The organism is Pseudarthrobacter sp. MOO14 (assembly GCF_058267675.1).
In genome coordinates, this window is sequence record NZ_CM177849.1 from 1,023,039 (window position 1) to 1,045,438 (window position 22,400).

The 22,400-nt window shown below is 67.6% G+C and carries 20 protein-coding genes; 7 read left to right on the forward strand and 13 right to left on the reverse strand.

Annotated features, from left to right (window positions below; genetic code table 11):
- The first annotated feature begins 57 nt into the window (after positions 1-57).
- The gene (locus AC4EEV_RS04685; protein WP_491330243.1) at positions 58-657 is read left to right on the forward strand and encodes a dihydrofolate reductase family protein; all 600 of its coding nucleotides are present in this window, start codon (positions 58-60) and stop codon (positions 655-657) included.
- Between the two features lie 74 nt (positions 658-731).
- Here the strand turns inward: AC4EEV_RS04685 and groL are convergent, their stop codons facing one another.
- The 3 genes from groL to AC4EEV_RS04700 all read right to left on the reverse strand — a co-directional run bounded on the left by groL (position 732) and on the right by AC4EEV_RS04700 (position 3,341).
- Complete coding sequence (gene groL, locus AC4EEV_RS04690) at positions 732-2,342, reverse strand: chaperonin GroEL (protein ID WP_018760377.1); 1,611 nt, start codon at positions 2,340-2,342, stop codon at positions 732-734.
- A 79-nt stretch (positions 2,343-2,421) separates the two neighbouring features.
- Entirely contained in the window at positions 2,422-2,715 is a 294-nt protein-coding gene (gene groES / locus AC4EEV_RS04695) for a co-chaperone GroES (RefSeq protein ID WP_003805290.1), read from the reverse strand.
- Positions 2,716-2,960: 245 nt separating this feature from the next.
- The gene (locus tag AC4EEV_RS04700) at positions 2,961-3,341 is read right to left on the reverse strand and encodes a hypothetical protein (RefSeq protein ID WP_491330244.1); all 381 of its coding nucleotides are present in this window, start codon (positions 3,339-3,341) and stop codon (positions 2,961-2,963) included.
- Between the two features lie 53 nt (positions 3,342-3,394).
- Here AC4EEV_RS04700 and AC4EEV_RS04705 point away from each other — a divergent pair, with 53 nt between their 5' ends.
- The gene (locus AC4EEV_RS04705) at positions 3,395-4,651 is read left to right on the forward strand and encodes a THUMP-like domain-containing protein (RefSeq protein WP_491330245.1); all 1,257 of its coding nucleotides are present in this window, start codon (positions 3,395-3,397) and stop codon (positions 4,649-4,651) included.
- A gap of 26 nt (positions 4,652-4,677) precedes the next feature.
- Here the strand turns inward: AC4EEV_RS04705 and AC4EEV_RS04710 are convergent, their stop codons facing one another.
- The gene (locus AC4EEV_RS04710) at positions 4,678-5,487 is read right to left on the reverse strand and encodes a shikimate 5-dehydrogenase (protein WP_018760380.1); all 810 of its coding nucleotides are present in this window, start codon (positions 5,485-5,487) and stop codon (positions 4,678-4,680) included.
- 61 nt (positions 5,488-5,548) lie between these two features.
- Positions 5,549-7,000, reverse strand: coding sequence for a glycoside hydrolase family 3 N-terminal domain-containing protein (locus AC4EEV_RS04715; protein ID WP_491330847.1), 1,452 nt, complete (start codon positions 6,998-7,000; stop codon positions 5,549-5,551).
- Between the two features lie 368 nt (positions 7,001-7,368).
- On the opposite strand from AC4EEV_RS04715, the gene AC4EEV_RS04720 reads away from it, so the two are divergent.
- A complete protein-coding gene (locus tag AC4EEV_RS04720; protein WP_109044400.1) occupies positions 7,369-8,520 on the forward strand; it encodes a glutamate--cysteine ligase in 1,152 nt (383 codons plus the stop codon).
- 117 nt (positions 8,521-8,637) lie between these two features.
- On the opposite strand, the gene tsaD is transcribed toward AC4EEV_RS04720, so the two are convergent.
- Genes tsaD through AC4EEV_RS04750 form a run of 6 tightly spaced genes read right to left on the reverse strand, consistent with a single transcriptional unit; the run spans position 8,638 to position 13,904 of the window.
- Positions 8,638-9,729 (reverse strand): tRNA (adenosine(37)-N6)-threonylcarbamoyltransferase complex transferase subunit TsaD, encoded by a 1,092-nt coding sequence (gene tsaD, locus AC4EEV_RS04725; protein WP_491330246.1) that lies wholly within the window; start codon positions 9,727-9,729, stop codon positions 8,638-8,640.
- The gene (rimI, locus tag AC4EEV_RS04730; RefSeq protein WP_043423681.1) at positions 9,726-10,232 is read right to left on the reverse strand and encodes a ribosomal protein S18-alanine N-acetyltransferase; all 507 of its coding nucleotides are present in this window, start codon (positions 10,230-10,232) and stop codon (positions 9,726-9,728) included. Before rimI ends, tsaD begins: the two co-directional genes overlap by 4 nt.
- Before the next feature lie 5 nt (positions 10,233-10,237).
- Complete coding sequence (gene tsaB, locus AC4EEV_RS04735) at positions 10,238-10,909, reverse strand: tRNA (adenosine(37)-N6)-threonylcarbamoyltransferase complex dimerization subunit type 1 TsaB (protein ID WP_491330247.1); 672 nt, start codon at positions 10,907-10,909, stop codon at positions 10,238-10,240.
- Positions 10,903-11,523: a tRNA (adenosine(37)-N6)-threonylcarbamoyltransferase complex ATPase subunit type 1 TsaE gene (gene tsaE, locus AC4EEV_RS04740; protein WP_109044397.1), complete on the reverse strand. Its 621-nt coding sequence runs from the start codon at positions 11,521-11,523 to the stop codon at positions 10,903-10,905. Before tsaE ends, tsaB begins: the two co-directional genes overlap by 7 nt.
- The gene (gene alr, locus AC4EEV_RS04745) at positions 11,520-12,758 is read right to left on the reverse strand and encodes an alanine racemase (protein WP_109044396.1); all 1,239 of its coding nucleotides are present in this window, start codon (positions 12,756-12,758) and stop codon (positions 11,520-11,522) included. The genes tsaE and alr overlap by 4 nt, the downstream gene beginning before the upstream one ends.
- Positions 12,759-12,812: 54 nt before the next feature.
- Positions 12,813-13,904, reverse strand: a complete 1,092-nt coding sequence (locus AC4EEV_RS04750) for a carbohydrate kinase family protein (RefSeq protein ID WP_026264285.1) — start codon at positions 13,902-13,904, stop codon at positions 12,813-12,815.
- Positions 13,905-13,995: 91 nt separating this feature from the next.
- Between AC4EEV_RS04750 and AC4EEV_RS04755 the strand changes: the two genes are divergently transcribed.
- The 4 genes from AC4EEV_RS04755 (at position 13,996) to AC4EEV_RS04770 (ending at position 19,715) form a co-directional block, all read left to right on the forward strand.
- The gene (locus tag AC4EEV_RS04755; RefSeq protein ID WP_491330248.1) at positions 13,996-15,450 is read left to right on the forward strand and encodes a 6-phospho-beta-glucosidase; all 1,455 of its coding nucleotides are present in this window, start codon (positions 13,996-13,998) and stop codon (positions 15,448-15,450) included.
- 64 nt (positions 15,451-15,514) lie between these two features.
- Complete coding sequence (mshA, locus tag AC4EEV_RS04760; protein ID WP_018760391.1) at positions 15,515-16,780, forward strand: D-inositol-3-phosphate glycosyltransferase; 1,266 nt, start codon at positions 15,515-15,517, stop codon at positions 16,778-16,780.
- Positions 16,781-16,900: 120 nt separating this feature from the next.
- Positions 16,901-18,577, forward strand: coding sequence for a formate--tetrahydrofolate ligase (locus AC4EEV_RS04765; RefSeq protein WP_491330249.1), 1,677 nt, complete (start codon positions 16,901-16,903; stop codon positions 18,575-18,577).
- An 814-nt stretch (positions 18,578-19,391) separates the two neighbouring features.
- Positions 19,392-19,715 carry a hypothetical protein gene (locus tag AC4EEV_RS04770; protein WP_491330250.1) on the forward strand — a complete coding sequence of 108 codons (324 nt, stop codon included), beginning with the start codon at positions 19,392-19,394 and terminating at the stop codon, positions 19,713-19,715.
- Between the two features lie 279 nt (positions 19,716-19,994).
- On the opposite strand, the gene AC4EEV_RS04775 is transcribed toward AC4EEV_RS04770, so the two are convergent.
- Positions 19,995-21,080: an inositol-3-phosphate synthase gene (locus tag AC4EEV_RS04775; RefSeq protein WP_018760394.1), complete on the reverse strand. Its 1,086-nt coding sequence runs from the start codon at positions 21,078-21,080 to the stop codon at positions 19,995-19,997.
- Between the two features lie 184 nt (positions 21,081-21,264).
- Complete coding sequence (mgrA, locus tag AC4EEV_RS04780; RefSeq protein WP_109044391.1) at positions 21,265-22,305, reverse strand: L-glyceraldehyde 3-phosphate reductase; 1,041 nt, start codon at positions 22,303-22,305, stop codon at positions 21,265-21,267.
- Positions 22,306-22,400: the final 95 nt, after the last annotated feature.

Sequence of the window (22,400 nt, forward strand, 5' to 3'; positions counted from 1 at the left end):
GCCACGCGCCGGCTCCCTGCTCTGGACAGCGCCCAAGGCCCCTCCCACACTGGACGCATGGGATTCATCGTGGCAAACCTGTTCATCACCCTCGACGGCGTCTACCAGGCTCCCGGCGGCCGGGAGGAAGACACCTACGGAGAGTTCGCCTTCGGCGGCTGGCAGGCACCGGTGTCCGACGACGAGGGCGGCGCCGCCATTGCCGCAGAGATTGGCCGCATGGATGCCCTGCTTCTCGGCCGGCGGACCTACGACATCTTTTCGGCCTACTGGCCGCACCAGGCAGGGGACATTGCTGATGCACTCAACCGGGTACCGAAGTTCGTGGTCTCGCGCACGCTGTCCGGGCCAGGCTGGGCAGGCACCACAGTCCTGCCGGATGAACGGGCTGCAGGACGCCTCGGTGACGAGTTTGGGGAGGTGCACATGTTCGGCAGCGTCCTGATCCGCTCGCTGCTGGCTGCGGATGTCCTGGACCGGCTGCACCTCTGGCTCTATCCGGTCACGCTGGGCCAGGGCAAACGCCTGTTCGACGCCGGCACTGTCCCGGCGTCGTACCGCCTCGCCGAGCCGGTACGCAGCTTCCCGAAAGGGGCTGTCTCGCTGGTTTACGAACGCGCGGGCGGGGTTGAAACGTCCGAGATGGCCGCAACCTGATCCGAGCCCCTGGTGCACAAAAAACCGGCCCAGCAGATGCTGGACCGGTTTTCTGCAGGTGAAGACGGGCAGGATCAGTGGCTGTGGCCTGCGTGCTCGTCCTCTTCGGCCGGCTTCTCCACGACCAGGGTCTCGGTGGTGAGAACCAGGGCGGCGATGGAGGCCGCGTTGCGGAGGGCAGCACGGGTGACCTTGACGGGGTCGATGACACCGGCAGCGATCAGGTCCTCGTACTCGCCGGACTTGGCGTTGAAACCGTTGTTGGTTTCGAGGTCGGCCACCTTGGAGGTGATGACGTAGCCGTCGAAGCCGGCATTCTGGGCGATCCAGCGCAGCGGCTGGACCAGGGCGCGGCGGACGATGCCCACGGCAGCAGCAGCGTCGCCTTCGAGTGCCTTGACGGACGGGTCCTCATCCAGTGCCTTCAGGGCGTGGATCAGGGCTGAGCCGCCACCAGCCACGATGCCTTCTTCGAGGGCAGCGCGGGTGGAGGAAACGGCGTCCTCGATACGGTGCTTCTTTTCCTTCAGCTCAACCTCGGTGGCAGCACCCACCTTGATGACGCCGATGCCGCCGGCCAGCTTGGCCAGGCGCTCCTGGAGCTTTTCACGGTCCCAATCGGAGTCGGTGCGGGTCAGCTCGGCGCGCAGCTGCGCGACGCGGGCCGCAACGTCTTCGGCCGAGCCTGCGCCGTCGACGATGGTGGTGTTGTCCTTGGTGACGGTGATGCGGCGGGCGGTGCCGAGCACCTCCAGGCCCACGGTGTCCAGGCTCAGGCCCAGTTCCGGGGACACAACCTGTGCGCCGGTGAGGGTGGCGATGTCCTGGAGCATGGCCTTGCGGCGGTCACCGAAGCCCGGTGCCTTGACGGCCACGACGTTCAGGGTGCCGCGGATGCGGTTGACGATCAGCGTGGACAGGGCCTCGCCGTCGACGTCCTCGGCGATGATGAACAGCGGCTTGGAGCTCTGCAGCGCCTTCTCCAGCAGCGGCAGGAATTCCTGGATGGAGGAGATCTTGCCCTGGTTGATCAGGATCAGGGCGTCCTCGAGGACGGCTTCCTGGCGTTCTGCGTCGGTGACGAAGTACGGGGACAGGTAGCCCTTGTCGAACTGCATGCCCTCGGTGAGGACCAGTTCGGTCTGGGTGGTGGAGGACTCTTCGATGGTGATGACGCCATCCTTGCCCACCTTGCCGAAGGCCTCGGCGAGGAGTTCGCCGATTTCGTCGCTCTGCGCCGAGATGGCGGCAACGTTGGCAACCTGGGTGCCCTCGACGGGGCGTGCGTTCTCCAGCAGGCGGGCGGCGACGGCTTCAACCGAAACCTCGATGCCGCGCTTGATCTGGCCGGGGGCAGCACCGGCGGCAACGTTGCGCAGGCCTTCCTTGACCAGGGCCTGTGCCAGGACGGTGGCGGTGGTGGTGCCGTCACCGGCAACGTCGTTGGTCTTGGTGGCGACTTCCTTGGCCAGCTGGGCGCCAAGGTTCTCGTAGGGGTCGTCCAGTTCGACTTCGCGGGCGATGGTGACGCCGTCGTTCGTAATGGTGGGGGCGCCCCACTTCTTGTCCAGGACGACGTTGCGGCCGCGGGGGCCGAGCGTCACCTTGACGGTGTTGGCGAGCTTATCGATGCCGGCCTCGAGGGCCCGGCGTGCAGCGTCGTCAAACGCAAGCTGCTTTGCCATGGTTTTGTCCTTTCAAAGACAGAAACCCCGCACTGCCGGCCAGCATAAGCGTGGCCGGCGGCACGGGGATCCGAAAGAGTTACTTGACGACGATCGCCAGGACGTCGCGGGCGGACAGCACGAGGTACTCGGTGCCGCCGGTCTTGACTTCGGTTCCGCCGTACTTGGAGTAGATGACGACGTCGCCAACGGCCACGTCGACAGGAACGCGGTTGCCGTCTTCGAAGCGGCCGGGGCCTACTGCAACAACTTCGCCTTCCTGCGGCTTCTCCTGTGCGGAGTCCGGGATGACCAGGCCGGAAGCCGTGGTCTGCTCGGCTTCGAGCGGGCGGACAACAATACGATCCTCAAGAGGCTTAATAGAGACCGACACTCGGACCTCTCCTTTTCGTCAGCAAATTCGTGGACTGGAAAGCTTTCCGCCGTGGCTGGCAAACCGTCGTCGCGGTGCCGGCAGCAGCCTGGCTGGCAGCTCTTCATGTGTTAGCACCCTCCGGGGGAGAGTGCTAATTGAAACTCTATGTAAGGGTTAGCACTCGGTCAAGGCGAGTGCCAGTTTTTCGTCATCGGCGTATTCCGTTGGGCGCGGTTTCGGAAGCAGCGGGGGCCCAGGCAGCTTCAGCGGCCCAGATCGTCGAAGTCCACGTCTTCGCCGCCGTCGGCATCACTGCCACCCTGCTTCCGGCTACGGAACAGCACCCAGCCCGCAGCGGCCGCGGTGAGCAGTGCCGCCACGAGGAAGAAGATGCTCCCGGCCCGCGCGCCATCGTACAGTCCGCGGATGTCGCGGGCTTCCTGCGTGTTGTCCGAGATGTCGTTGCCGCCCACCGAGTAGACAGTGGCGTTGAATGTGTCCAGGACGAAGATGATCACCAGAAGTGCGATGCACACCAGTGCCACCACGGCCGCGGCGATCAGGACCGGGCGGGCAAACCGGGCAGGACCCCGTTCCTTGGGGTCGTGTTCGCCGGTGCCCCCGGGGGCTGCGGTTTCATCCATGGTGTCCACACTATCGGCAACCCCGCATGCGCTCCTCCACTAGGCTGGAACCCATGGCTCACGCTCCCCAGGACCAGATCGCACCGCTGCTGACCCCCGAAGGCTGGGAGCTGTTGGCCTCCCTGGGCCCCTACCGGGACGAGGATTCCTTCGAACTCAACTCCGCGCTCCGGAAGGCCGGCCATCCTGCCGGGCTGGTCTCCGCCGTCCTGACCCAGTCGCGGCTGCGCACCAAGGCCGAGGCGAAGTTCGGTGAGTTCGCCCGCCAGATGCTCTTCACCCAGGCAGGCCTGGAGCAGGCCACCCGCCTGAACGTCGCGGCGCGCCACGCACAGCGGTTCGCCGCCGCCGGGGTCAGCCACGTGGCGGACCTGGGCTGTGGCCTGGGCGCCGATTCCCTGGCCCTGGCATCCCTTGACCTCACAGTGACCGCCGTCGAAATGGACGAGACCACGGCGGCCTGCGCCACGGTGAACCTGATCCCCTTCCCCAACGCCACCGTGGTGCACGCGGACGCGGCAGCGGTGCCGCTGGAGGGGGTCGACGGCGTGTGGCTGGATCCAGCACGCCGGGTCACCTCCACGTCCGGCACGAAGCGGATCTGGGACCCGGAAGCGTTCTCACCGCCGCTGTCCTTCGTTGAATCGCTCGCGGCGTCAGGGAAGGCGGTGGGCGTCAAGATGGGGCCCGGCATGCCGCACGAATCCGTGCCCGCCGGCTGCGAAGCCCAGTGGGTGTCGGTAGCCGGAGACGTCACCGAAGTGACCTTGTGGTTCAACGCCGTCAGCAGGCCCGGGGTGCGCCGCGCCGCCCTGGTCCTTGGCCCGGAAGGTGCGGCCGAACTGACCAGCGGCAACGAATTCGGTGCCGGCCCCACCGCACCGGTGGGACCGGTGGAGGGCTATCTGTACGAACCCGACGGCGCCGTGATCCGGGCCGGGCTGGTGGCGGATGTCGCGCTGGAACTCGGCGGCCACCTGGTGGATGAGCACATCGCCTACATCTGCGCGCCGGAACTTGTGGCCACGCCGTTCGCCCGCGCCTACAAAGTGCGGGAAGTGATGCCCTACAACGTCAAGGCGCTCAAAGCCTGGGTGAAGCAGGAGGGCATCACCGTGCTGGACATCAAGAAGCGGGGCACTGCCGTCACCCCCGAAGAACTGCGGAAGCAACTGCTGCCGGGCGGAAAGGCGGCCGGCAAGGGTTCCGGCAAGAAGGCCGCCGGCAAGGCCGCCACCTTGGTCCTGACCCGGATTGGCGAGGACCGGGTGGCCGTCGTGGTGGAACCCGTCCCGACCGGCATGCCCTAGGGCCGGCCGGGCGGGCCGCCCGTCCGCTACTGGGCGCGCATGAACTCCTCGGCGGCCCGCACCTGCTCAGCCGTGGGCCGTACCCCGGTGTACAGGACAAACTGTTCGAGGGCCTGGATGGTGGCCACTTCGGCGCCGGTGATGACCGGCTTGCCGGCTGCACGGGCGGCCCGGATCAGCGGCGTCTCGGCGGGCAAGGCCACCACGTCGAAGACCAGGCGGGCCGCTTCGATTGCCTCCGCCGGGAACGACACGGTCTCTGCGTCCGCCCCGCCGGCCATACTCCCTGCCATTCCGATGGGCGTGACGTTGATGATGAGGTCAGCCGTCCTGCCGTCGAGCGCTGCCCGCCACTGGAAGCCGTACTGGTCCGCGAGCGCCCGGCCGGAGGCTTCGTTCCGGGACACGACCGTGACGTTGGTGAAGCCGGCGTCCCGCAAGGCCGCCACCGTGGCCTTGGCCATGCCGCCGGATCCCTGCACCACCACGGAGTAGCTGGTGGGGACCTCGTTGGAGGCCAGGAGCTGCTCAATGGCCGTGTAGTCGGTGTTGTACGCCTTGAGGTGGCCATCGGTGTTCACGATCGTGTTCACGGAGTCGATGGCCTTGGCGGAGGGGTCCATCTCGTCCACCAGGGCTATGACGTCTTCCTTGTAGGGCATGGAGATGGCACAGCCCCGGATGCCCAGGCCCCGCACGCCGGCGATGGCCTGTTCAAGGTTGGTGGGCGCGAACGCCTTGTAGATCCAGTTCAGGTCCAGTTGCCCGTAAAGGTGGTTGTGGAACCGGGTCCCGTTGTTGCTGGGGCGGGCGGAGAGCGAGATGCAGAGGGTCATGTCTTTATTCAGAATGGGCACCCGACCATTAAACGCGCTCCCGGCTGCTCCCGCTCGCAAGTCACGGAGTGCAGCCGGTTCCGGCAGGATAGGGCCCGACGGCGGCAGGCAGCTTTCCGGGCGCCGTTGCCTTCCCTGCCAGGACGGCGGCGAGGGCGTCGAAGGCGGTGTCGTTGCGGCCGTAGAGCGCCAGCTTGATCGGTGCGTTGGAGTCCTGCAGCGGCCAGGGCGCGTCCAGGGCTACCGCGATGTCGCCCGCTCCCGGTGTGCCGCCGAAGCCGATGAGGTTGACCACGGGGCCGGAGCCGACGGCCAGGCCGGCACGGGCGGCAGCGGCTTCGAAGCGTTCGCGGTCCCCCGGGCCACCGCCTTGGACGCGTACCGAACCCGACACCAGCGGTCCGTGGCAGGGGCCGGAGAGGACTGTCACGGCGGCTGCCGAGACCTTGGCTGACAGGGCTGCGCCGCTGCCGGCCGGAGCACCCGCACCGGGGGTCCCCGCAGGGGCCGCTGTGCGCGCATGCCACATCATCATGGTGGCAACCCGCCTCGCGGCGTCATCGAGCCGTGCGGCCGGGAGGCTGCCAGCTGCGAGGGCTTGCAGGATGGCGGCATGCGCCTGTTCCACGTCCTCGGGCATCAGCAGCAGGTCGGCGCCGGCGGCCAGGGCCTTCACGGCGGCCGCGCCGGCCGGATACTGCTTTTCCACGGCTCCCATGTTGAGGGCGTCCGTCACCGCTACGCCCTGGAATCCCAGGTTCCGCAGTGCCGCGTAGCTGGGCGCGGAGAGCGACGCCGGCACGCCGGGTTCCAGCGCGGGCACGGCGATGTGCCCGGTCATGACGACCGGCAAGCCAGCGGCCACGGCGGCCTGGAACGGTTTCCAGTCCCTGCCCCGGAGCTCGTCGATGGAGGCCGGCTGGACGGGAAGGTTGAGGTGGGAATCGGTCGTCACCGAGCCGTGCCCGGGGAAGTGCTTGACGGTGGGGAGGATGCCTGCGTCCAGCATGCCCCGGGAGAACGCCACTCCCTGCGCTGCCGCCACTGCCGGATCGGCGGACATCGAGCGGGCGCCGATGGTGGGGTCCTTGGGGCCGATGGTCACGTCCGTGTCGGGCGCGAAATCGAGGTCGAACCCCAACGGCAGCAGCTCGGCGGCCAACGCCTTGCCGGCCTGGCGGGTCAGGTCTTCGCTGCCCGCGGCGCCGTAGCTCATGGGCACCGGCCATTCGGTGAGCGGGGCGCCCAGGCGGGCCACTGCGCCGCCTTCCTGGTCCACGCCGATGATCCCGGGCCATGGCCGGCCGTCCGCGGTGGCGGCTTGACGCAGCCGCTGGTTCACGGCCCCCATCGCGGCCACGTCCACCTTCCCCTGCGGGTCGCGCGGGACGTTGTCGCCCATGATGATGGACCCGGCCAGGTGGAGGCGCTGGATGAGCGCCGCGTGGGCTTCCACCTGGTTGCCCTTGAAGAACGGGAGCAGGACCTGGCCGGCTTTTTCCTCCGGCGTCATGGCCGCCACAGCCGCCGCGGCGGCGTCCTGGTCCCGCTGCTCGGGGCCCCACCCCAGGGGCCGGGAACCCGGATCAGGTGACGGGGAAGCCAAAGGGGGCGCCGGCGTCGTACTTTCCGCGGCGGACGCGCTGGGCGCAGGTGCCGTGGACGACGGCGGCGCGGCGCTGGGCGAGGCGGTGCAGGAGCCCAGGGCAACGGCTGACAACGCGAGGATGAGGGGAAAGGATTTGGCGGGACTGTGACGCAGCGGGAACGAGGCCATCAGTACGATGCTACCCCTGGACTAGACTTGGACCATCCGTTCGCCTGCCGGCTGCAGCCTGTGAGCGGCACCAGCCAGCGGCAAACCGGACAGTAAGGAATTGTGTGAAGATCGACTTCGCGTCATCGAGGCAGTCAACCCTCGGTGTTGAGTGGGAGCTCGCTTTGGTGGACGGAAAGACGGGCGAGCTCGCCTCCGTCGCCAACCAGGTGCTCCGCGGGGTGTCCTCCCGGCACCCGGAACTCAACGAAGACGACGAGCACCCGCACATCAAGCAGGAACTCCTGCTCAACACCGTGGAACTCGTCACCGGGATCTGCGAAACGGCCGCCGAAGCCAAGGCGGACCTCAGCCGGTCCGTGGCCGCGGTCCGCGAAATCACCGATCCCATGGGCGTGGAGTTGTTCTGCGCGGGCAGCCACCCGTTCAGCCCGCCGCAGCTGCAACCGGTCACGGACAAGGCGCGCTATGCCAAGCTGATCGACCGGACCCAGTGGTGGGGACGGCAGATGGTCATTTACGGCGTCCACGTCCATGTGGGACTGGACCGCCGGGACAAGGCGCTGCCCGTCCTGGACGGACTGGTCAACTACTTCCCGCATTTCCAGGCGCTCTCTGCCTCCAGTCCCTTCTGGGGCGGTGAGGACACGGGCTACGCGTCCCAGCGGGCCTTGATGTTCCAGCAGCTCCCCACCGCGGGGCTGCCCTTTCAGTTCAAATCCTGGGCGGAGTACGAGTCCTACGTCCAGGACATGTTCACCACCGGTGTCATCGACACCATTTCCGAGATCCGGTGGGACATCCGGCCAGTGCCGGCCCTGGGCACCATCGAAATGCGCATCTGCGACGGCCTGGCCACGCTGGAGGAAGTGGGTGCCATCGCCGCCCTCACCCAGTGCCTGGTGGATGAGTTCTCCACCACCCTGGACAACGGCGGCACCATCCCCACCATGCCGCCGTGGCATGTCCAGGAAAACAAGTGGCGCGCCGCCCGCTACGGCATGGATGCCATCATCATCCTGGACGCCGCAGGCAAGGAACAGCTGGTCACGGACCACCTGCTGGAGACGCTGAACCGGCTGGAGCCCGTGGCAGCCAAGCTGCGCTGCTCCGACGAGCTCGCCGACGTCGAGAAGATCATCCGCCGCGGCGCCGGATACCAGCGCCAGCGCCGGGTGGCAGCCGAAAACGGCGGAAACCTGCAGGCTGTGGTGCTGGACCTGGTCAAGCAGATGCGCAACGGCCCCACCGCCTAGTCTGCTTCTGCCGAGGTGGGGAACTTCGGCACGGACACGCCGGCCGCCGTCGTGATGTACGACGGCGGGGCCGCCAAAGCGGCCGGCGGCGGTTCGCTTTCGCCGGGCCCCCTGCCGTCAGGCCGGCAGCGACACCGAGGTGACCGGCAGCGACGAGTCCGGGGCGAAGCCGATTCCGCTGGGATCCACGCCGGCCATCACCAGTTGCGCACCGAGGGCCGCCACCATGGCGCCGTTGTCGGTGCAGAGATCCAGCGGGGGAACGTGCAGCCGGATCCCGGCCGACGCGCAGCGTTGCCCGGTCAGTTCCCGCAGGCGTGAATTGGCCGCCACCCCGCCGCCCAGCAGGACGTCCTTGATTCCGTGCTCGCGGCAGGCCAGCACCGCCTTGGACGAAATCACGTCCACCACCGCTTCCTGGAAGGCGGCAGCGATGTCAGCCACCGGGATCTCCTCCCCGCGGGCCTCGAACTGCTCCACGCAGCGGGCCACGGCGGTTTTGAGGCCGCTGAAGGACCAGTCATACCGGTGCGGCCCCGGCTGGTCCGCCGTGCCCATGTACTTGGGCTGGCTCAGTCCGCGGGGGAAGCGGATGGCTTTGGGATTGCCGTTGCGGGCCACCTTGTCGATGGCCGGCCCACCGGGGTAGCCCAGGCCCAGGATGCGGGCCACCTTGTCGTACGCCTCACCGGCGGCGTCGTCGATGGTGGCGCCCAGGAGCTCCACATCGCTGGTGATGCTGTTGATGCGCAGGATCTCCGTGTGGCCGCCGGACACCAGCAAGGCGCCCAGGTTGGCCGGCAGGTCCTGCGTCCTGCCGGTTGCCCGGTCATCCAGGAGGCCGACACCAACGTGGGCCACCAGGTGGTTGATCGCGTACAGCGGCTTCCCGGTGGCGACGGCGAGCGCCTTGGCGGCGCAGACTCCCACCATGAGTGCGCCCGCGAGTCCGGGGCCTGATGTCACCGCGATGGCGTCCACGTCGGCAAGGCGCACGTCCGCGTCCGCCAACGCCTGCTCCAGGGTGGGAACGAAGGCGTCCAGGTGTGCACGGGAGGCAATCTCCGGGATAACCCCGCCGAACCGGACATGCTCGTCCATGGAGGAGGAAACGGTGTTGGCCAGAAGGGTGGTGCCGCGGACAACCCCCACGCCTGTCTCATCGCAGGAAGATTCGATCCCCAGGACCAGGGGCTGCGTCCGGTTCATTGCCTGCCTGCTTCCGTTGCGTCGTCACCGGCGGTTTGAGCGGCCAAGGGGAGCCGCATGATCAGGGCGTCCACGCCGTCGCGGTAGTAGCGGGGACGGATATGGATCTGCTCGAAACCGAACCGCAGGTACAGCTGCTGGGCCCGCGGATTGTCCGCCCGGACTTCGAGCAGGACGTCGGCGGCGCCCCGCCGTCGGGCCTCTCCGATGAGACGGGTGAGCAGGTCGCTGCCGATGCCGCGCCCTTCGTACTCCGGGACGACGGCGATGGTCTGCACGTCTGCGATCGGCTCGATGCACATCAGGCCGGCGTAGCCCACGATGCCGTCACTGCCCTCCGCCACCAGGTAGCGGCGTGTTTCCGGCTGGGACAGCTCATCCAGGAACATCTGCACTGGCCAGGCATCGATCGGGAACAGCCGGTGTTCGAGTAGTCCGACGGCGGGGACATCGTCCAAGGTCATGTCGCGGACCGTGATTCCCGCCGACCGCGGATCCTGCATGGTGTTCACAGTGCCCTCTTCCGTGGTCCGGGGACCTGGGCGTCGGATTCGCGGAGGTACAGGGGGGTGGAGTCCAACAGGGCTTCTCCGGAGGCCAGCCTGGCGAGGGCGAACTGGCCAAGGTAGAGCGCGTCCGGCTGCTCGGCCGCGAATTCCGGGTGGGCATCCAGGACGTCGCCGTAGAGCCCGGCACCGGCACCGAACGCGGGCAGTTCGGGAAGGCCCGCGGCGACACTGACGTGCGGACCGTCCTGGAGCAGCGGCAACTGGCCGTCGGCCAAGCTGTAGCGGGCCCAGTAGACCTCCTTGCGCCGGGCATCGGTGACCACCAGGAATTCCGGGGCGGCAGCGGTGGATTCGGCCACTTCCAAGGCCACGGCGTCGAGGCTCATCAGCCCATGCAGGGGTTTGCCCCAGACGAACGACAGTGTGCGGGCCGTGGCAATGCCCGAACGCAGCCCCGTGAACGGTCCGGGGCCGACGCCCACTACCAGGGCGTCGAGGTCAGCGCCGTTGACCCCGGCCTCGGACAGCATGGCGTGGATGCCGGGCGCGAGCACCTCGGCGTGGCTGCGGGTGTCCGCCGTCGCGAAGCTCGCGACCACGCTTTCAGGGGCGTCGTCGGACACCAGGGCGGCGCTGGCCACCGCCGAGGTGTCAATGGCGAGGATCAGCATGGGAGTCCTCCTTCAAAACCGCCCAGCGCCGGTGCCGTCGCCCAGCGGGGCCCGTAGCCGCGCACCACGATGGTGCGCGGTTCGTCGGTGTCGTCGTCAAAGTCGAGGGTTGCGGACGGGCCGCCCGTGGTGCCGGCGTCACCGAGGTCACCTGCGGCTTCCGCGGCGGTGCCAAGACCGATGGCACGGTGCAGGTCGATCTCCAGGCGGCTCTCGCTCAGGTGCTCCACCCGGTCAAGGCCCCACTCCACCACGGTCACCGAAGAGTCCATCGTGTTCTCGAGGTCGATGTCATCGATCTCCGCCGCAGATCCCAGGCGGTAGGCATCCACGTGCACCAGGTCCGGGCCGCCTGGCCGCGGACCGTCCGGCAGGTTCGGGTGGATGCGGACCAGGACAAAGGTGGGCGAGATGATGCCAGCGCGGACACCCAGCCCCTCCCCCAGGCCTTGGGTAAAGGTTGTCTTTCCGGCGCCAAGTTCACCGGAGAGGACCAGCAGGTCTCCTGCCTGGAGCACCTCCGCAATATGCCGGCCGAGCGCCTGCGTCTGCTCCGCCGTCGTCGCAGCCAGCGTCACTTCCCAGTTGGCGGCCGGCCGTCCTGTCCCGCTCATGCCGCTCCCGCTTTACCGGGTACTCCCGCCAGGCCGGGGCTGCTGCCGGCCGGCTGGTCCTCGTTGATGAAGCGGCGCGGAACCCGCGGGCTGATGCGGGTGACCACCTCGTAATTGATGGTTCCTGCCGCCTGTGCCCAGTCGTCAGCCGTGGGACCGCCGTCGGCACCGGTCCCGAACAGCACCGCTTCGGCACCGAGCAGGCCGGAATCCCGGGCCTCCGGCCCAAGGTCGATGACCATCTGGTCCATCGCGATCCGCCCTACCACCGGGTAGGTCTTCCCGGCCACGCGGACGGGGCCGCCGGTGGCCACGCGCGGGACACCGTCGGCATAGCCCAGCGGAATCAGTGCCAGTGTGCTGGCCTCCCTGGTCCGGTAGTGCAGGCCGTAGGAAACGCCCTGCCCGGCCGGAACCCCTTTGCACTGGGACACCAGTGTGCGCAGCGTCATGGCAGGGCGCAGGCCAAGTTCCGCGGACGTCTGGCCTTCGAACGGCGAGAGCCCATAAATGCCCAGGCCAACCCGCACCAGGTCGAAGTGGGTATCCGGCCGGGACAAGGTGGCGGGGGTGTTGGCCAGGTGCCGCACTTCCGGGTCCACGCCCGCGTCCTCGGCAATGGCGAGGGCTTCCCTGAACGCCGCCAACTGGTCATCAGTTTCAGGGCGGTCCGGTTCATCGGCCACGGCCAGGTGGGAGAAGATTCCCACCACGCGCAGCAGTCCCTGGTCCTGGTATTCCACGGCTTCGCCCACCAGGCGGTCCCAGGCTTCGGGGGTGGCACCGTTGCGCCCCAGTCCCGTGTCCACCTTGAGGTGCACGCGGGCCGGACGCTCCTGTTCGCGGGCCGCGGCAACGATCCGTTCCAGTTCCCACCCCGAGCAGCCAATGTCGACGCCGGCGGCAACGGCGGCGCCAAAGTTGCTGTCGGTGGTGTGCAGCCAGGCCAGCAGTGGTGCGTCGATACCGGCGGCGCGCAGCGCAAGGGCCTCGGAAATGTGGGCCACCCCCAGCCAGGCCGCACCCGACTGCAGGGCCGCACGGGCCACGGGAACGGCGCCGTGCCCGTAGGCATCGGCCTTGACCACGGCCATGACCTTCGCGGGGGACGCGGCGTCGGCCAGCCGGCGGACATTGTGCCGGATGGCATCCAGGTCGATCACCGCGGACCGTTCGTGGCGGGGGTCCGGCCCGGAGGCAGCACTGAAATCACCGGTTGTTGCGGGGTAAGTCACCTAAGTGATTCTAGTGCGGGCACTTCGCGCCGAATAATCGGCGACGGCCTGGCCTCAGGCGTCCGACAGGTGGGCGATGGTGGCGGCCGCCCGGCGCTGGGCAGCGAGCGGTACGTCCTGGACGATGTCCGCGAGGAAACCGAAGCGCCGCAACCACTGGCTCGTCTGCCGTTCGGGGCGGGCGTTGGCGCGTTTCCACCAGTCGGCGATGTCGCCCCAGCCCGGGGCTGCCAGCGATCCGCCCACCTCCTGCACCGCCAGCGATGCGCACAGGTTGGCGAACCGCAGCCGGTCCCCGAGCGGCCACCCGGCCAAGGTACCCACGATGAACGCGGCGTCGAAGCAGTCGCCGGCGCCGGTGGGGTCATGCGCCTTGACCGGAAGGGACGGCACCCATTCCTCCTCCCCGGTTTGGGAATCAACCGCCATGGCGCCCTGGGCCCCGAGCGTCACCACAGCCACCGGAACCCGGTCCGCCAGCGCGTAAAGGGCGCTCCAAGGGTTGTCCTTGCCGGTGAGCGCCATGGCCTCGCGCTGGTTGGGCAGGAAGGCGTAAAAGTGCTGCAGGTTCTCGAGCCGCACCGGCGCCCACTCCCCGCTGGGATCCCAGCCGACGTCGCCGAAGAGCCGAACTCCCGCCGCGTGGGCCGCTTTCGCCCACGGTTCCACTTCCACACCCAGTTCCGCGATGCCAGCCAGTGCCCGGGGCGGGTCCCCGATCAGCTCGGAGTTGGTCACCGGTGCCGAATGCCCGTGGGTGACCATTGAGCGGTCCTGGTCCACGCACAGGGATACCGTCACCGGGGAATGCCAGCCCGGGACGCGGCGGGAGAGGCTGAGGTCCACGTGTTCCTGGCTGGACAGGATCTTCCAGTTGAAGTCGCCGTACCCGTCATCGCCGAAGGCTGCCGCCAGTCCGGTCCGCAGGCCCAGCCTTGCGGCGGCGATGGCCTGGTTTGCCACCCCGCCCGGACAGCTGCCCATGCCGTCGCTCCAGACTTCCGTCCCGGGCTCCGGCCCGTGCGGCAGTCCGGTGAAGATGATGTCCTGGAAAACGGTCCCGGCCAGCAACAGATCGAATCCCGGCTCGACGGGTGAACGGACGGCGGCCAAGGGATCGAACGGGCGTGCGGGAATCGCGTCCATGTTCGGCACAATACGCCGTGGCGCCATGCGGCGGTAGGGGCGCAGGAACGCTGTGGACAAGCTGGCCGGCACGGGTCCTAGACTGCATGGTATGCGGCTTATGATTGCGGGCGGCGGGGGTTTTCGCGTGCCCCTGATATACCGGGCCCTGACGTCCGGCCGCTATACCGGGCTGGTCACCGAGGTGGTGCTTTACGACGTCGATCCTGCCCGGCTCGAAGCCGTTACCGCAGTCCTGGCCAGCATGCCCGGCGGCTCGGGTGCCGGGCCCGCCGTGCACGCCACTACGGATCCCGCCGGGGCCCTCGAAGGCACTTCCATGGTGTTCGCCGCGATCCGGCCCGGCGGCACCGCGGGCCGGATCACCGATGAAAAGGTGCCGCTGGGCCTGGGGTTGCTCGGCCAGGAAACGACAGGAGCCGGCGGGATTTCCTACGCCCTGCGGACCATTCCCCCCATGCTGGAGCTGGCCCGGCTGATGCGGGAACACTGTCCGGACGCGTGGCTGATCAATTTCACCAACCCCGCGGGCATGGTGACGGAGGCGCTGCTCCCCGTGCTGGGGCACCGGGTCATCGGAATCTGCGATTCAGCGGCCGGCCTGGTGCAGCGGGCTGCGTCGGCCGCCGGCGTCCCCCTGCCGGAGGGGCGATTGGGCGGCGTCGGCTACTACGGGCTGAACCATCTTGGCTGGCTGTACCGCCTTGAAGCCGGCGGCCGGGACGTGCTCCCGGACCTGCTCGCCAACGCGCCGGCCCTCCAGTCGTTCGAAGAAGGCAGGCTTTTCCCACAGCGGTTCCTGGCCAGCCTGGGCACGCTCCCCAACGAATACCTGTACTACTACTACCGGCGCGACGCCGCCCGGCAGGCCATGAACGCCATGGCGCAGACCCGCGGCGAGGCCATCCACAGCCAGCAGCAGGAGCTCTATCCGCGGCTTGCCGTGGCCGGCCCGGACGCCTACCGGCTGTGGGAAGAGGCACGCAGGTCCCGGGAAGAGGGATACCTGGCCGAGGCCCGGGGAGCCGGGGAGCGCCGGAACGAGGAGGATTTGGCCGGCGGCGGCTATGAACGCGTTGCCCTGGCCGCCATGCGCGCCCTCGCCGGCGGCGGGGACACGCAGCTGATCCTCAACACCCGCAACGTCCTCCCGGCCGCCGGCGAAGCAGCCGAAACGGCCCAGGAACGTCCCGCTCCCCAGGCCGCCACGGCAGACTCGGCTATTCCCCAACCGGCCATCCCCGGCCTGCCGTCGGACGCCGTCGTCGAAGTTCCCTGCACCGTCACCCCCGCCGGCGCCGCCCCGCTGCCCCAGCAAGCGCCCGCCGGACCGCAGCTCGAACTGATCCGGCAGGTCAAGGACGTCGAACGGCTCACCGTCCTGGCCGCTGCCGAGGGCAGCCGCGACGCCGCCGTGCAGGCCTTTGCCCGGCACCCGCTCGTGGCTTCGACGGACCTGGCCGCCAGGCTGCTGGACGGTTACGAGCAGGCGTTTCCGGCACTGGGGAAGATCTGGGCGGGCGGCGGGCGTTGGGTGAAGGAGTAATGTTTTATCGAATGTGCACTCGACCGGCTCCGCTCACGCGCGCCGGCGGCCGGAAGGAGGTCCCGTGGCACTGATCCGCAGGGTCGCTTTGCTCTCCCTCCACACCTCCCCCATGGAACAGCCCGGTTCCGGCGATGCCGGCGGAATGAACGTGTACATCCGTGAGCTGGCTTCGGCGCTGGCGGAAGCCGGTGTTGAGGTCGAAATCTTCACCCGCGCCACCTCCCCCGACCAGCCCGCCGTCGAACACCCGGATCCCGGCGTCTGCGTCCACAACGTCCTGGCCGGACCGCCCACCAAGGTCCCCAAGGAGGAGCTGCCGGGGCTGCTGCACGCCATGGTGGCGGAAATCGAGCAGATCCGCCGCCGCCAGCCGCACGGCCGGTACGACGTCATCCATTCGCACTACTGGGTGTCCGGGATCGCCGGGCTTGAGCTGTCACGGCTCTGGGACGTTCCGCTGGTCCACACAATGCACACCATGGCAAAGGTCAAGAACCTGCTGCTGGAGTCCGGCGAACAACCCGAACCCCGCCGGCGCGAGCTGGGCGAGCACCGCATCGTGGAGGGCGCGGCCAGGCTCATCGCTAACACCAGTTCCGAGGCCGCCGAACTCGTGTCCCACTACGGCGCCACCTACGACCGGATCGACATCGCGCCGCCCGGCGTGGACCTGAGCACCTTCACCCCGGCGTTCCGGGCGCGGGCCAGGGCAGAGCACGGCGTTGGCCCCAACACCTTCCATCTGGTGTTTGCCGGCCGGATCCAGCGGCTCAAGGGTCCCCAGGTCCTGGTCAAGGCAGCGGCACTGCTGCGCAAACGCCGCCCGGACATCGACCTTCGGGTCACCATCCTGGGCGCCTTGAGCGGCAACAAGGAATTCAACCTCCGCTGCCTGGTGGCGGAGGCGGGAATGGACGACGTCGTCACGCAGCTTCCGCCGGTGAAGGCACCTGAGCTTGCATCCTGGTTCCGCGCGGCGGACGTGGTGGTGATGCCTTCCTTCAGCGAGTCCTTCGGACTGGTGGCCCTTGAGGCCCAAGCCTGCGGGACGCCCGTGGTGGCCACCCGGGTGGGCGGCCTGTCCCGCGCAATCTTCCACGGCCGGACCGGGCTCCTGGTGGACGGACACCATGCGGCGGACTGGGCGGATGCGCTCGAAGCCCTGTACGACGATCCCGCCACGCGCGAGGACCTGGGCCGGGCGGCCGCCATCCGTGCCCAGAGCTCCGGCTGGCAGCGCACGGCCGCCATCACGCTCGAAAGCTACCACGCCGCCGTCGACCATTACTCGGGGCACCGCCTCGCCCCGGCAGTGCCGGCCTCCTGACAACCCTCCGCCCTTGCTTCGGAGGCCACTCCCGTTGACGGCTGTTCCCTCGGAGCCGGCCCGGGTGCTGTTAGCTTAGGGGCAGGTGTCCGGCGCCGGCCGGTACAGGAAAGGACAACGATGTCTGGTCTTCCTTCTGATCTTGAGATAGCCCGGGCCGCCCGGATCCGGCCCATCGGGGAAATCGCTGCAGCGGCCGGGATCAACGCCGACGCCCTGGAGCTCTACGGGCGGTACAAGGCGAAGATCGATCCGGCCAGGCTCGAGGCACCGGCACCATACGGCAAGGTGGTGCTCGTGTCCGCCATGTCCCCCACCCCGGCTGGAGAAGGCAAATCCACCACCACGGTGGGACTGGCCGATTCGCTCGCCCGCGCCGGCCACAAGGTGATGATCGCGCTGCGGGAGCCGTCCCTGGGACCCGTGCTCGGGATGAAGGGCGGCGCTACCGGCGGAGGTTACTCGCAGGTGCTGCCCATGGACGAGATCAACCTGCACTTCACCGGCGACTTCCATGCCATCACCTCGGCCAACAACGCGCTCATGGCGTTGGTGGACAACCACATCTACCAGGGCAACGCCTTGAACATCGATCCGCGCCGGATGACGTTCAAGCGCGTCCTGGACATGAACGACCGGTCCCTGCGCGAGGTTGTCATCGGGCTGGGCGGACCAACACAGGGGGTGCCGCGGCAGGACGGCTTCGACATCACGGTGGCGTCCGAAATCATGGCCGTCTTCTGCCTGGCAACGGACCTGTCGGATTTGCGGACGCGGTTGGGCCGGATCACGTTCGGCTACACCTACGACCGGACGCCGGTGACGGTGGCGGACCTGGGCGTGGAGGGTGCCTTGACCCTGCTCCTGAAGGAGGCGGTCAAGCCCAACCTGGTGCAGACCATCGCGGGGACTCCCGCTTTGGTGCACGGCGGGCCGTTCGCCAATATTGCGCATGGCTGCAATTCGCTCATCGCCACCCAAACCGCGCGGCGGCTCGCGGACCTGGTGGTGACGGAAGCCGGTTTCGGTGCCGACCTGGGGGCAGAGAAGTTCATGGACATCAAGGCCCGGTACGGCGGCCTGGCCCCGTCCGCCGTCGTGGTGGTGGCCACCGTGCGGGCGCTCAAAATGCAGGGCGGCGTGGCCAAGGACGCATTGACGCGCCCGGACCTGGCCGCGCTTGAGGCCGGCGTGGCGAACCCGCGCCGGCACGTCCACAACGTGGAGAAGTTCGGTGTGACCCCGGTAGTGGCCATCAACAGGTTCGCCACGGATACGGCGGAGGAACTGGACTGGCTGCTCGCGTGGTGCGCCGCGGAAGGTGTTCCGGCTGCCGTGGCAGATGTGTGGGGCCGGGGCGGCGGCGGTGACGGCGGGGATGAGCTCGCGGCGCTGGTGGCACGGGCCCTGGAGGCACCCAACAAATTCCGTTACCTGTACCCGCTGGAGCTCTCTGTGGAGGACAAGATCCGGACCATCGCCCAGGAGATCTACGGGGCGGACGGGGTGGACTTCTCCGTGCCGGCCTTGAAGCGCTTGGCAGATATCGAACGGAACGGCTGGAGCGGGCTGCCCGTGTGCATGGCCAAAACGCAGTATTCCTTCACGGACGACGCCTCCCGCCTCGGCGCCCCGAAGGGCTTCACCATCCACGTCCGGGACCTGCTGCCCAAAACCGGGGCAGGCTTCATCGTCGCGCTGACGGGTGCCGTGATGACTATGCCCGGCCTGCCGCCCGTCCCGGCTGCGCTCCGCATGGATGTGGACGCCGACGGCAACCCTGTGGGCCTCACCTGAAACCCCCGCTCACTTTCGACCGCTCTCCAACGAACCCCCGCTCACTTTCGACCGGCCTCCAACGAACCCCCGCTCACTTCTTGCCCCTCTCCAACAAAACCCCCGCTCACTTTCGACCAAACCGAATGAGCGCCTGTGGATAACTTCCGACGGGCTCCGGCTGCTTGAATAAGAATGCAGTATGCGATCCCAGCCGCCCCTGCCCTCCCACTTGGCAAGCAGTCCGTTCACCCTCGAAAGTTCCAGGCGCGCAGGGCTGCACTACAGCCGCTTACGGCGCGCAGATGTTGAGCATGTAAGCCGTGGGCTTTACCGTCCGGCCGGTTGGGATTTCTGTCTGGAGGAGGCCGCCCGCAGCCTGTCGGAGGCTTCGCCTGGCGCGTGGATTTCCCATGTCACCGCGGCTCGACTCCGGAGTTTCCTCCTTCCGCCTTGGCTGTCAGACTCCAACGAGCTGCACCTCAGTAAACCCAGCGCCCTTCCCGGCGCACGCAGGAGGGGAATCCACGGCCATCGGCTCATTGTGAAGCCTGGCGAGATTGAGTGCGTTGAAGGGATGTGGCTCAGCACCCGTGCCCGGACGTGGCTGGATTTGGCACGGCTACTCCCATTGAACGATTTGGTGGCTGCGGGAGACCAGCTCATCCGGAGACCACGGCCTGACCTCGAAGGCAGAGAGGGCGCGTACTCAACACTTGGGGAACTAAAGGCTTTGGTCGGCCGACATCCAAATCTTCAAGGCGTTGTCCGCGCCCGGCAAGCACTGGACCTTATGCGGGTAGGGGCGGACTCTGCGCCGGAGACATTCCTTCGATTGTCCATGCTGGACGCCGGTCTTCCTGAACCGGAGCTGCAGATAGAACTTCGTCCGGGGGACCCCCGCTCGCCATCGGCCGACCTCGGCTTTCGTCTGCCCAGAGTTGCTATTCAGTACGACGGCGGCCATCACCTTTTCGAACCGCAGCAACAGATCGATCGGCGCAGGAACAAGGCCTTCGAACGAGCCGGCTGGACCGTCATCATCGTCGAAAGGGCCGATCAGGAGGACGGTTTTGCGGGAGCGCTCAACAGAATCAGGCATGCCCTAAGAAATTCCGCCGCCAATCCTGTGGCCGCCTCGGGCTTCGCCAACGAGTGAAACCCGCTGGATAGAGGACCGCACCCTCAGCTAATCGCGGAAAACACGTCACACGTGAGCGGGCGTTTCAGGAAAACACGTCACACGTGAGCGGGCGTTCCGGCGAAACACGTCACACGTGAGCGGGCGTTCCGGCGAAACACGTCACACGTGAGCGGGCGTTTCGGGAAACACGTCACACGTGAGCGGGCGTTTCAGGAAAACACGTCAAAGGTGAGCGGGCGTGGTTAAGCAGGAACGCTCCCCCACCTGTACGGGTGAGGGAGCGTTCGAGGGGTGCTAGCGTTCGAGGTCGCCGCGGATGAAGGCTTCGACCTTTTCGCGGGCGAGGTCGTCGTTGAACTGCTCCGGCGGGGACTTCATGAAGTAGCTCGACGCCGACAGCAGCGGGCCGCCGATGCCACGGTCCAAGCCGATCTTCGCCGCACGGATCGCGTCGATGATCACACCGGCCGAGTTCGGCGAGTCCCAGACCTCGAGCTTGTACTCCAGCGAGACGGGGGCATCACCGAAGTTCCGGCCCTCCAGGCGCACGAACGCCCACTTGCGGTCATCGAGCCACTGCACGTAGTCCGACGGGCCGATGTGCACGTCCTTGGCAGCCAGTTCCGCCTCAACGTTCGAGGTCACCGCCTGGGTCTTGGAGATCTTCTTCGACTCAAGCCGGTCGCGCTCGAGCATGTTCTTGAAGTCCATGTTCCCGCCGACGTTCAGCTGGTACGTCCGGTCCAGGGTCACGCCGCGGTCCTCGAACAGCTTGGCCATGACGCGGTGCGTGATGGTCGCACCGATCTGGCTCTTGATGTCGTCGCCCACGATCGGCACGCCCGCGGCGGTGAACTTGTCGGCCCACGCCTTGGTGCCGGCGATGAAGACCGGCAGCGCATTGACGAAGGCCACGCCGGCGTCAATGGCGGCCTGCGCGTAGAACTCTGCCGCCTTCTGCGAACCCACGGGCAGGTAGCAGACCAGGACATCCACCTTGGCGTCCTTGAGAGCCTGGACAACGTCCACGGGTTCTTCGGTGGATTCCTCGATGGTCTCGAGGTAGTACTTGCCCAGCCCGTCCAGGGTGTGGCCGCGCTGGACCGTCACGCCCGTGGGCGGAACGTCAGCGATTTTGATGGTGTTGTTCTCGCTCGCCAGGATGGCGTCGGAGAGGTCAACGCCGACCTTCTTGCCGTCGACGTCAAACGCGGCGACAAATTCAACGTCGCCCACGTGGTACTGGCCAAACTCAACGTGCATCAGGCCCGGAATGGTCTCCGCGGGATCGGCATCCTTGTAGTACTGGACGCCCTGCACCAGCGAAGCGGCGCAGTTGCCCACGCCAACGATTGCAACACGGATCGGATGTGAAGACACAAAACTCCTTTGGGAACAAACGTCAGCCGGCCGGGTATGGCTCCGCAGGAAGTCCGACGGCGGCCGGCTGGCACGGCGCCGCACGGCGCCTTTTCATACTACCCAACGCAGCGGGACCCGGCGCTGTTGCGCCGGGTCCCGCTGCGTAAGAAAGCTTCGTCAGCGCTGTCCGTTGAAGCGGACGTTACGACTCCTGCTTCCAGAGGTTGATGTCGGACTCCACGGCGAACTCGTCGATGGCGGTGAGTTCGTCGGCGGAAAACTCGAGGTTGTTGATGGCGGAGAGTGTGTCCTCGAGTTGGCTGACGCTGGAGGCGCCCACCAGGGCAGAGGTGACCGGTGAGCCCTTCGGCTGGTCGCGCAGGATCCAGGCGATGGCCATTTGGGCCAGTGACTGTCCGCGGCCCTCCGCAATGCGCCGCAGCCCGCGGACCCGGTCCAGCTTCTCTTCAGTGATGGAGTCCTCGGAAAGGAACCGGGCCTTGGCGGCACGGGAATCTTCCGGGATGCCATGGAGGTAGCGGTCGGTGAGCATCCCCTGGGCGAGGGGCGAGAATGCGATGGACCCGGCGCCCACCTGGTCCAGCGCCTCGTACAGGTTGGGCGATCCGTCCTCGGTCCAGCGGTTCAGCATGGAGTAGCTGGGCTGGTGGATGAGCAGCGGCGTTCCCATCTCCTTCAGGATCCGGGCCGCCTCAAGCGTCTGCTCAGGAGTGTAGGAGGAGATGCCGGCATAGAGTGCCTTGCCGGACCGGACCGCATAGTCCAGGGCGCCCATGGTCTCTTCCAGCGGCGTCTCGGGATCGGGCCGGTGGCTGTAAAAGATGTCCACGTAATCAAGGCCCATGCGTTGCAGCGACTGGTCGAGGCTGGAGATCAGGTACTTGCGGGATCCCCACTCGCCGTACGGGCCGGGCCACATGTAATAGCCGGCCTTGGTGGAGATCACCAGTTCGTCCCGGTAGGGCTTGAAGTCGTCCTTGAGGTGACGGCCGAAGTTGGTTTCGGCGGAGCCGTCAGGGGGCCCGTAGTTGTTGGCGAGGTCGAAGTGGTTCACGCCGAGGTCGAAGGCCCGGCGCAGGATGTCCCGTTGCTCTTCAAAGCGCTTGTCGTCGCCGAAGTTGTGCCAGAGGCCCAGGGAGATGGCAGGGAGTTTGAGTCCGCTGCGGCCGACACGGCGGTAAGGCATGGAGTCGTAGCGGTCGTCCGCTGCTGAATAAGTCATGGGTTCCATCCTGCCAGTTGTGACGCGCTGCACATCATGTGTTAGCGCTCAGCAGAAAAGTTACGCCGCGGATGCCCGCGGCGTAACTTCTCCTT

What these genes read in the sequence shown, in the direction of transcription:
- AC4EEV_RS04685 (WP_491330243.1), top strand. Translation starts at nt 58, where the DNA reads ATGGGATTCATCGTGGCAAACCTGTTCATCACCCTCGACGGCGTCTAC.
- groL (WP_018760377.1), bottom strand. Translation starts at nt 2,342, where the DNA reads ATGGCAAAGCAGCTTGCGTTTGACGACGCTGCACGCCGGGCCCTCGAG.
- AC4EEV_RS04700 (WP_491330244.1), bottom strand. Translation starts at nt 3,341, where the DNA reads ATGGATGAAACCGCAGCCCCCGGGGGCACCGGCGAACACGACCCCAAG.
- AC4EEV_RS04705 (WP_491330245.1), top strand. Translation starts at nt 3,395, where the DNA reads ATGGCTCACGCTCCCCAGGACCAGATCGCACCGCTGCTGACCCCCGAA.
- AC4EEV_RS04710 (WP_018760380.1), bottom strand. Translation starts at nt 5,487, where the DNA reads ATGACCCTCTGCATCTCGCTCTCCGCCCGCCCCAGCAACAACGGGACC.
- AC4EEV_RS04715 (WP_491330847.1), bottom strand. Translation starts at nt 7,000, where the DNA reads ATGACGCCGGAGGAAAAAGCCGGCCAGGTCCTGCTCCCGTTCTTCAAG.
- tsaD (WP_491330246.1), bottom strand. Translation starts at nt 9,729, where the DNA reads ATGAACCGGACGCAGCCCCTGGTCCTGGGGATCGAATCTTCCTGCGAT.
- rimI (WP_043423681.1), bottom strand. Translation starts at nt 10,232, where the DNA reads ATGCAGGATCCGCGGTCGGCGGGAATCACGGTCCGCGACATGACCTTG.
- tsaB (WP_491330247.1), bottom strand. Translation starts at nt 10,909, where the DNA reads ATGCTGATCCTCGCCATTGACACCTCGGCGGTGGCCAGCGCCGCCCTG.
- tsaE (WP_109044397.1), bottom strand. Translation starts at nt 11,523, where the DNA reads ATGAGCGGGACAGGACGGCCGGCCGCCAACTGGGAAGTGACGCTGGCT.
- AC4EEV_RS04750 (WP_026264285.1), bottom strand. Translation starts at nt 13,904, where the DNA reads ATGGACGCGATTCCCGCACGCCCGTTCGATCCCTTGGCCGCCGTCCGT.
- AC4EEV_RS04755 (WP_491330248.1), top strand. Translation starts at nt 13,996, where the DNA reads ATGCGGCTTATGATTGCGGGCGGCGGGGGTTTTCGCGTGCCCCTGATA.
- AC4EEV_RS04765 (WP_491330249.1), top strand. Translation starts at nt 16,901, where the DNA reads ATGTCTGGTCTTCCTTCTGATCTTGAGATAGCCCGGGCCGCCCGGATC.
- mgrA (WP_109044391.1), bottom strand. Translation starts at nt 22,305, where the DNA reads ATGACTTATTCAGCAGCGGACGACCGCTACGACTCCATGCCTTACCGC.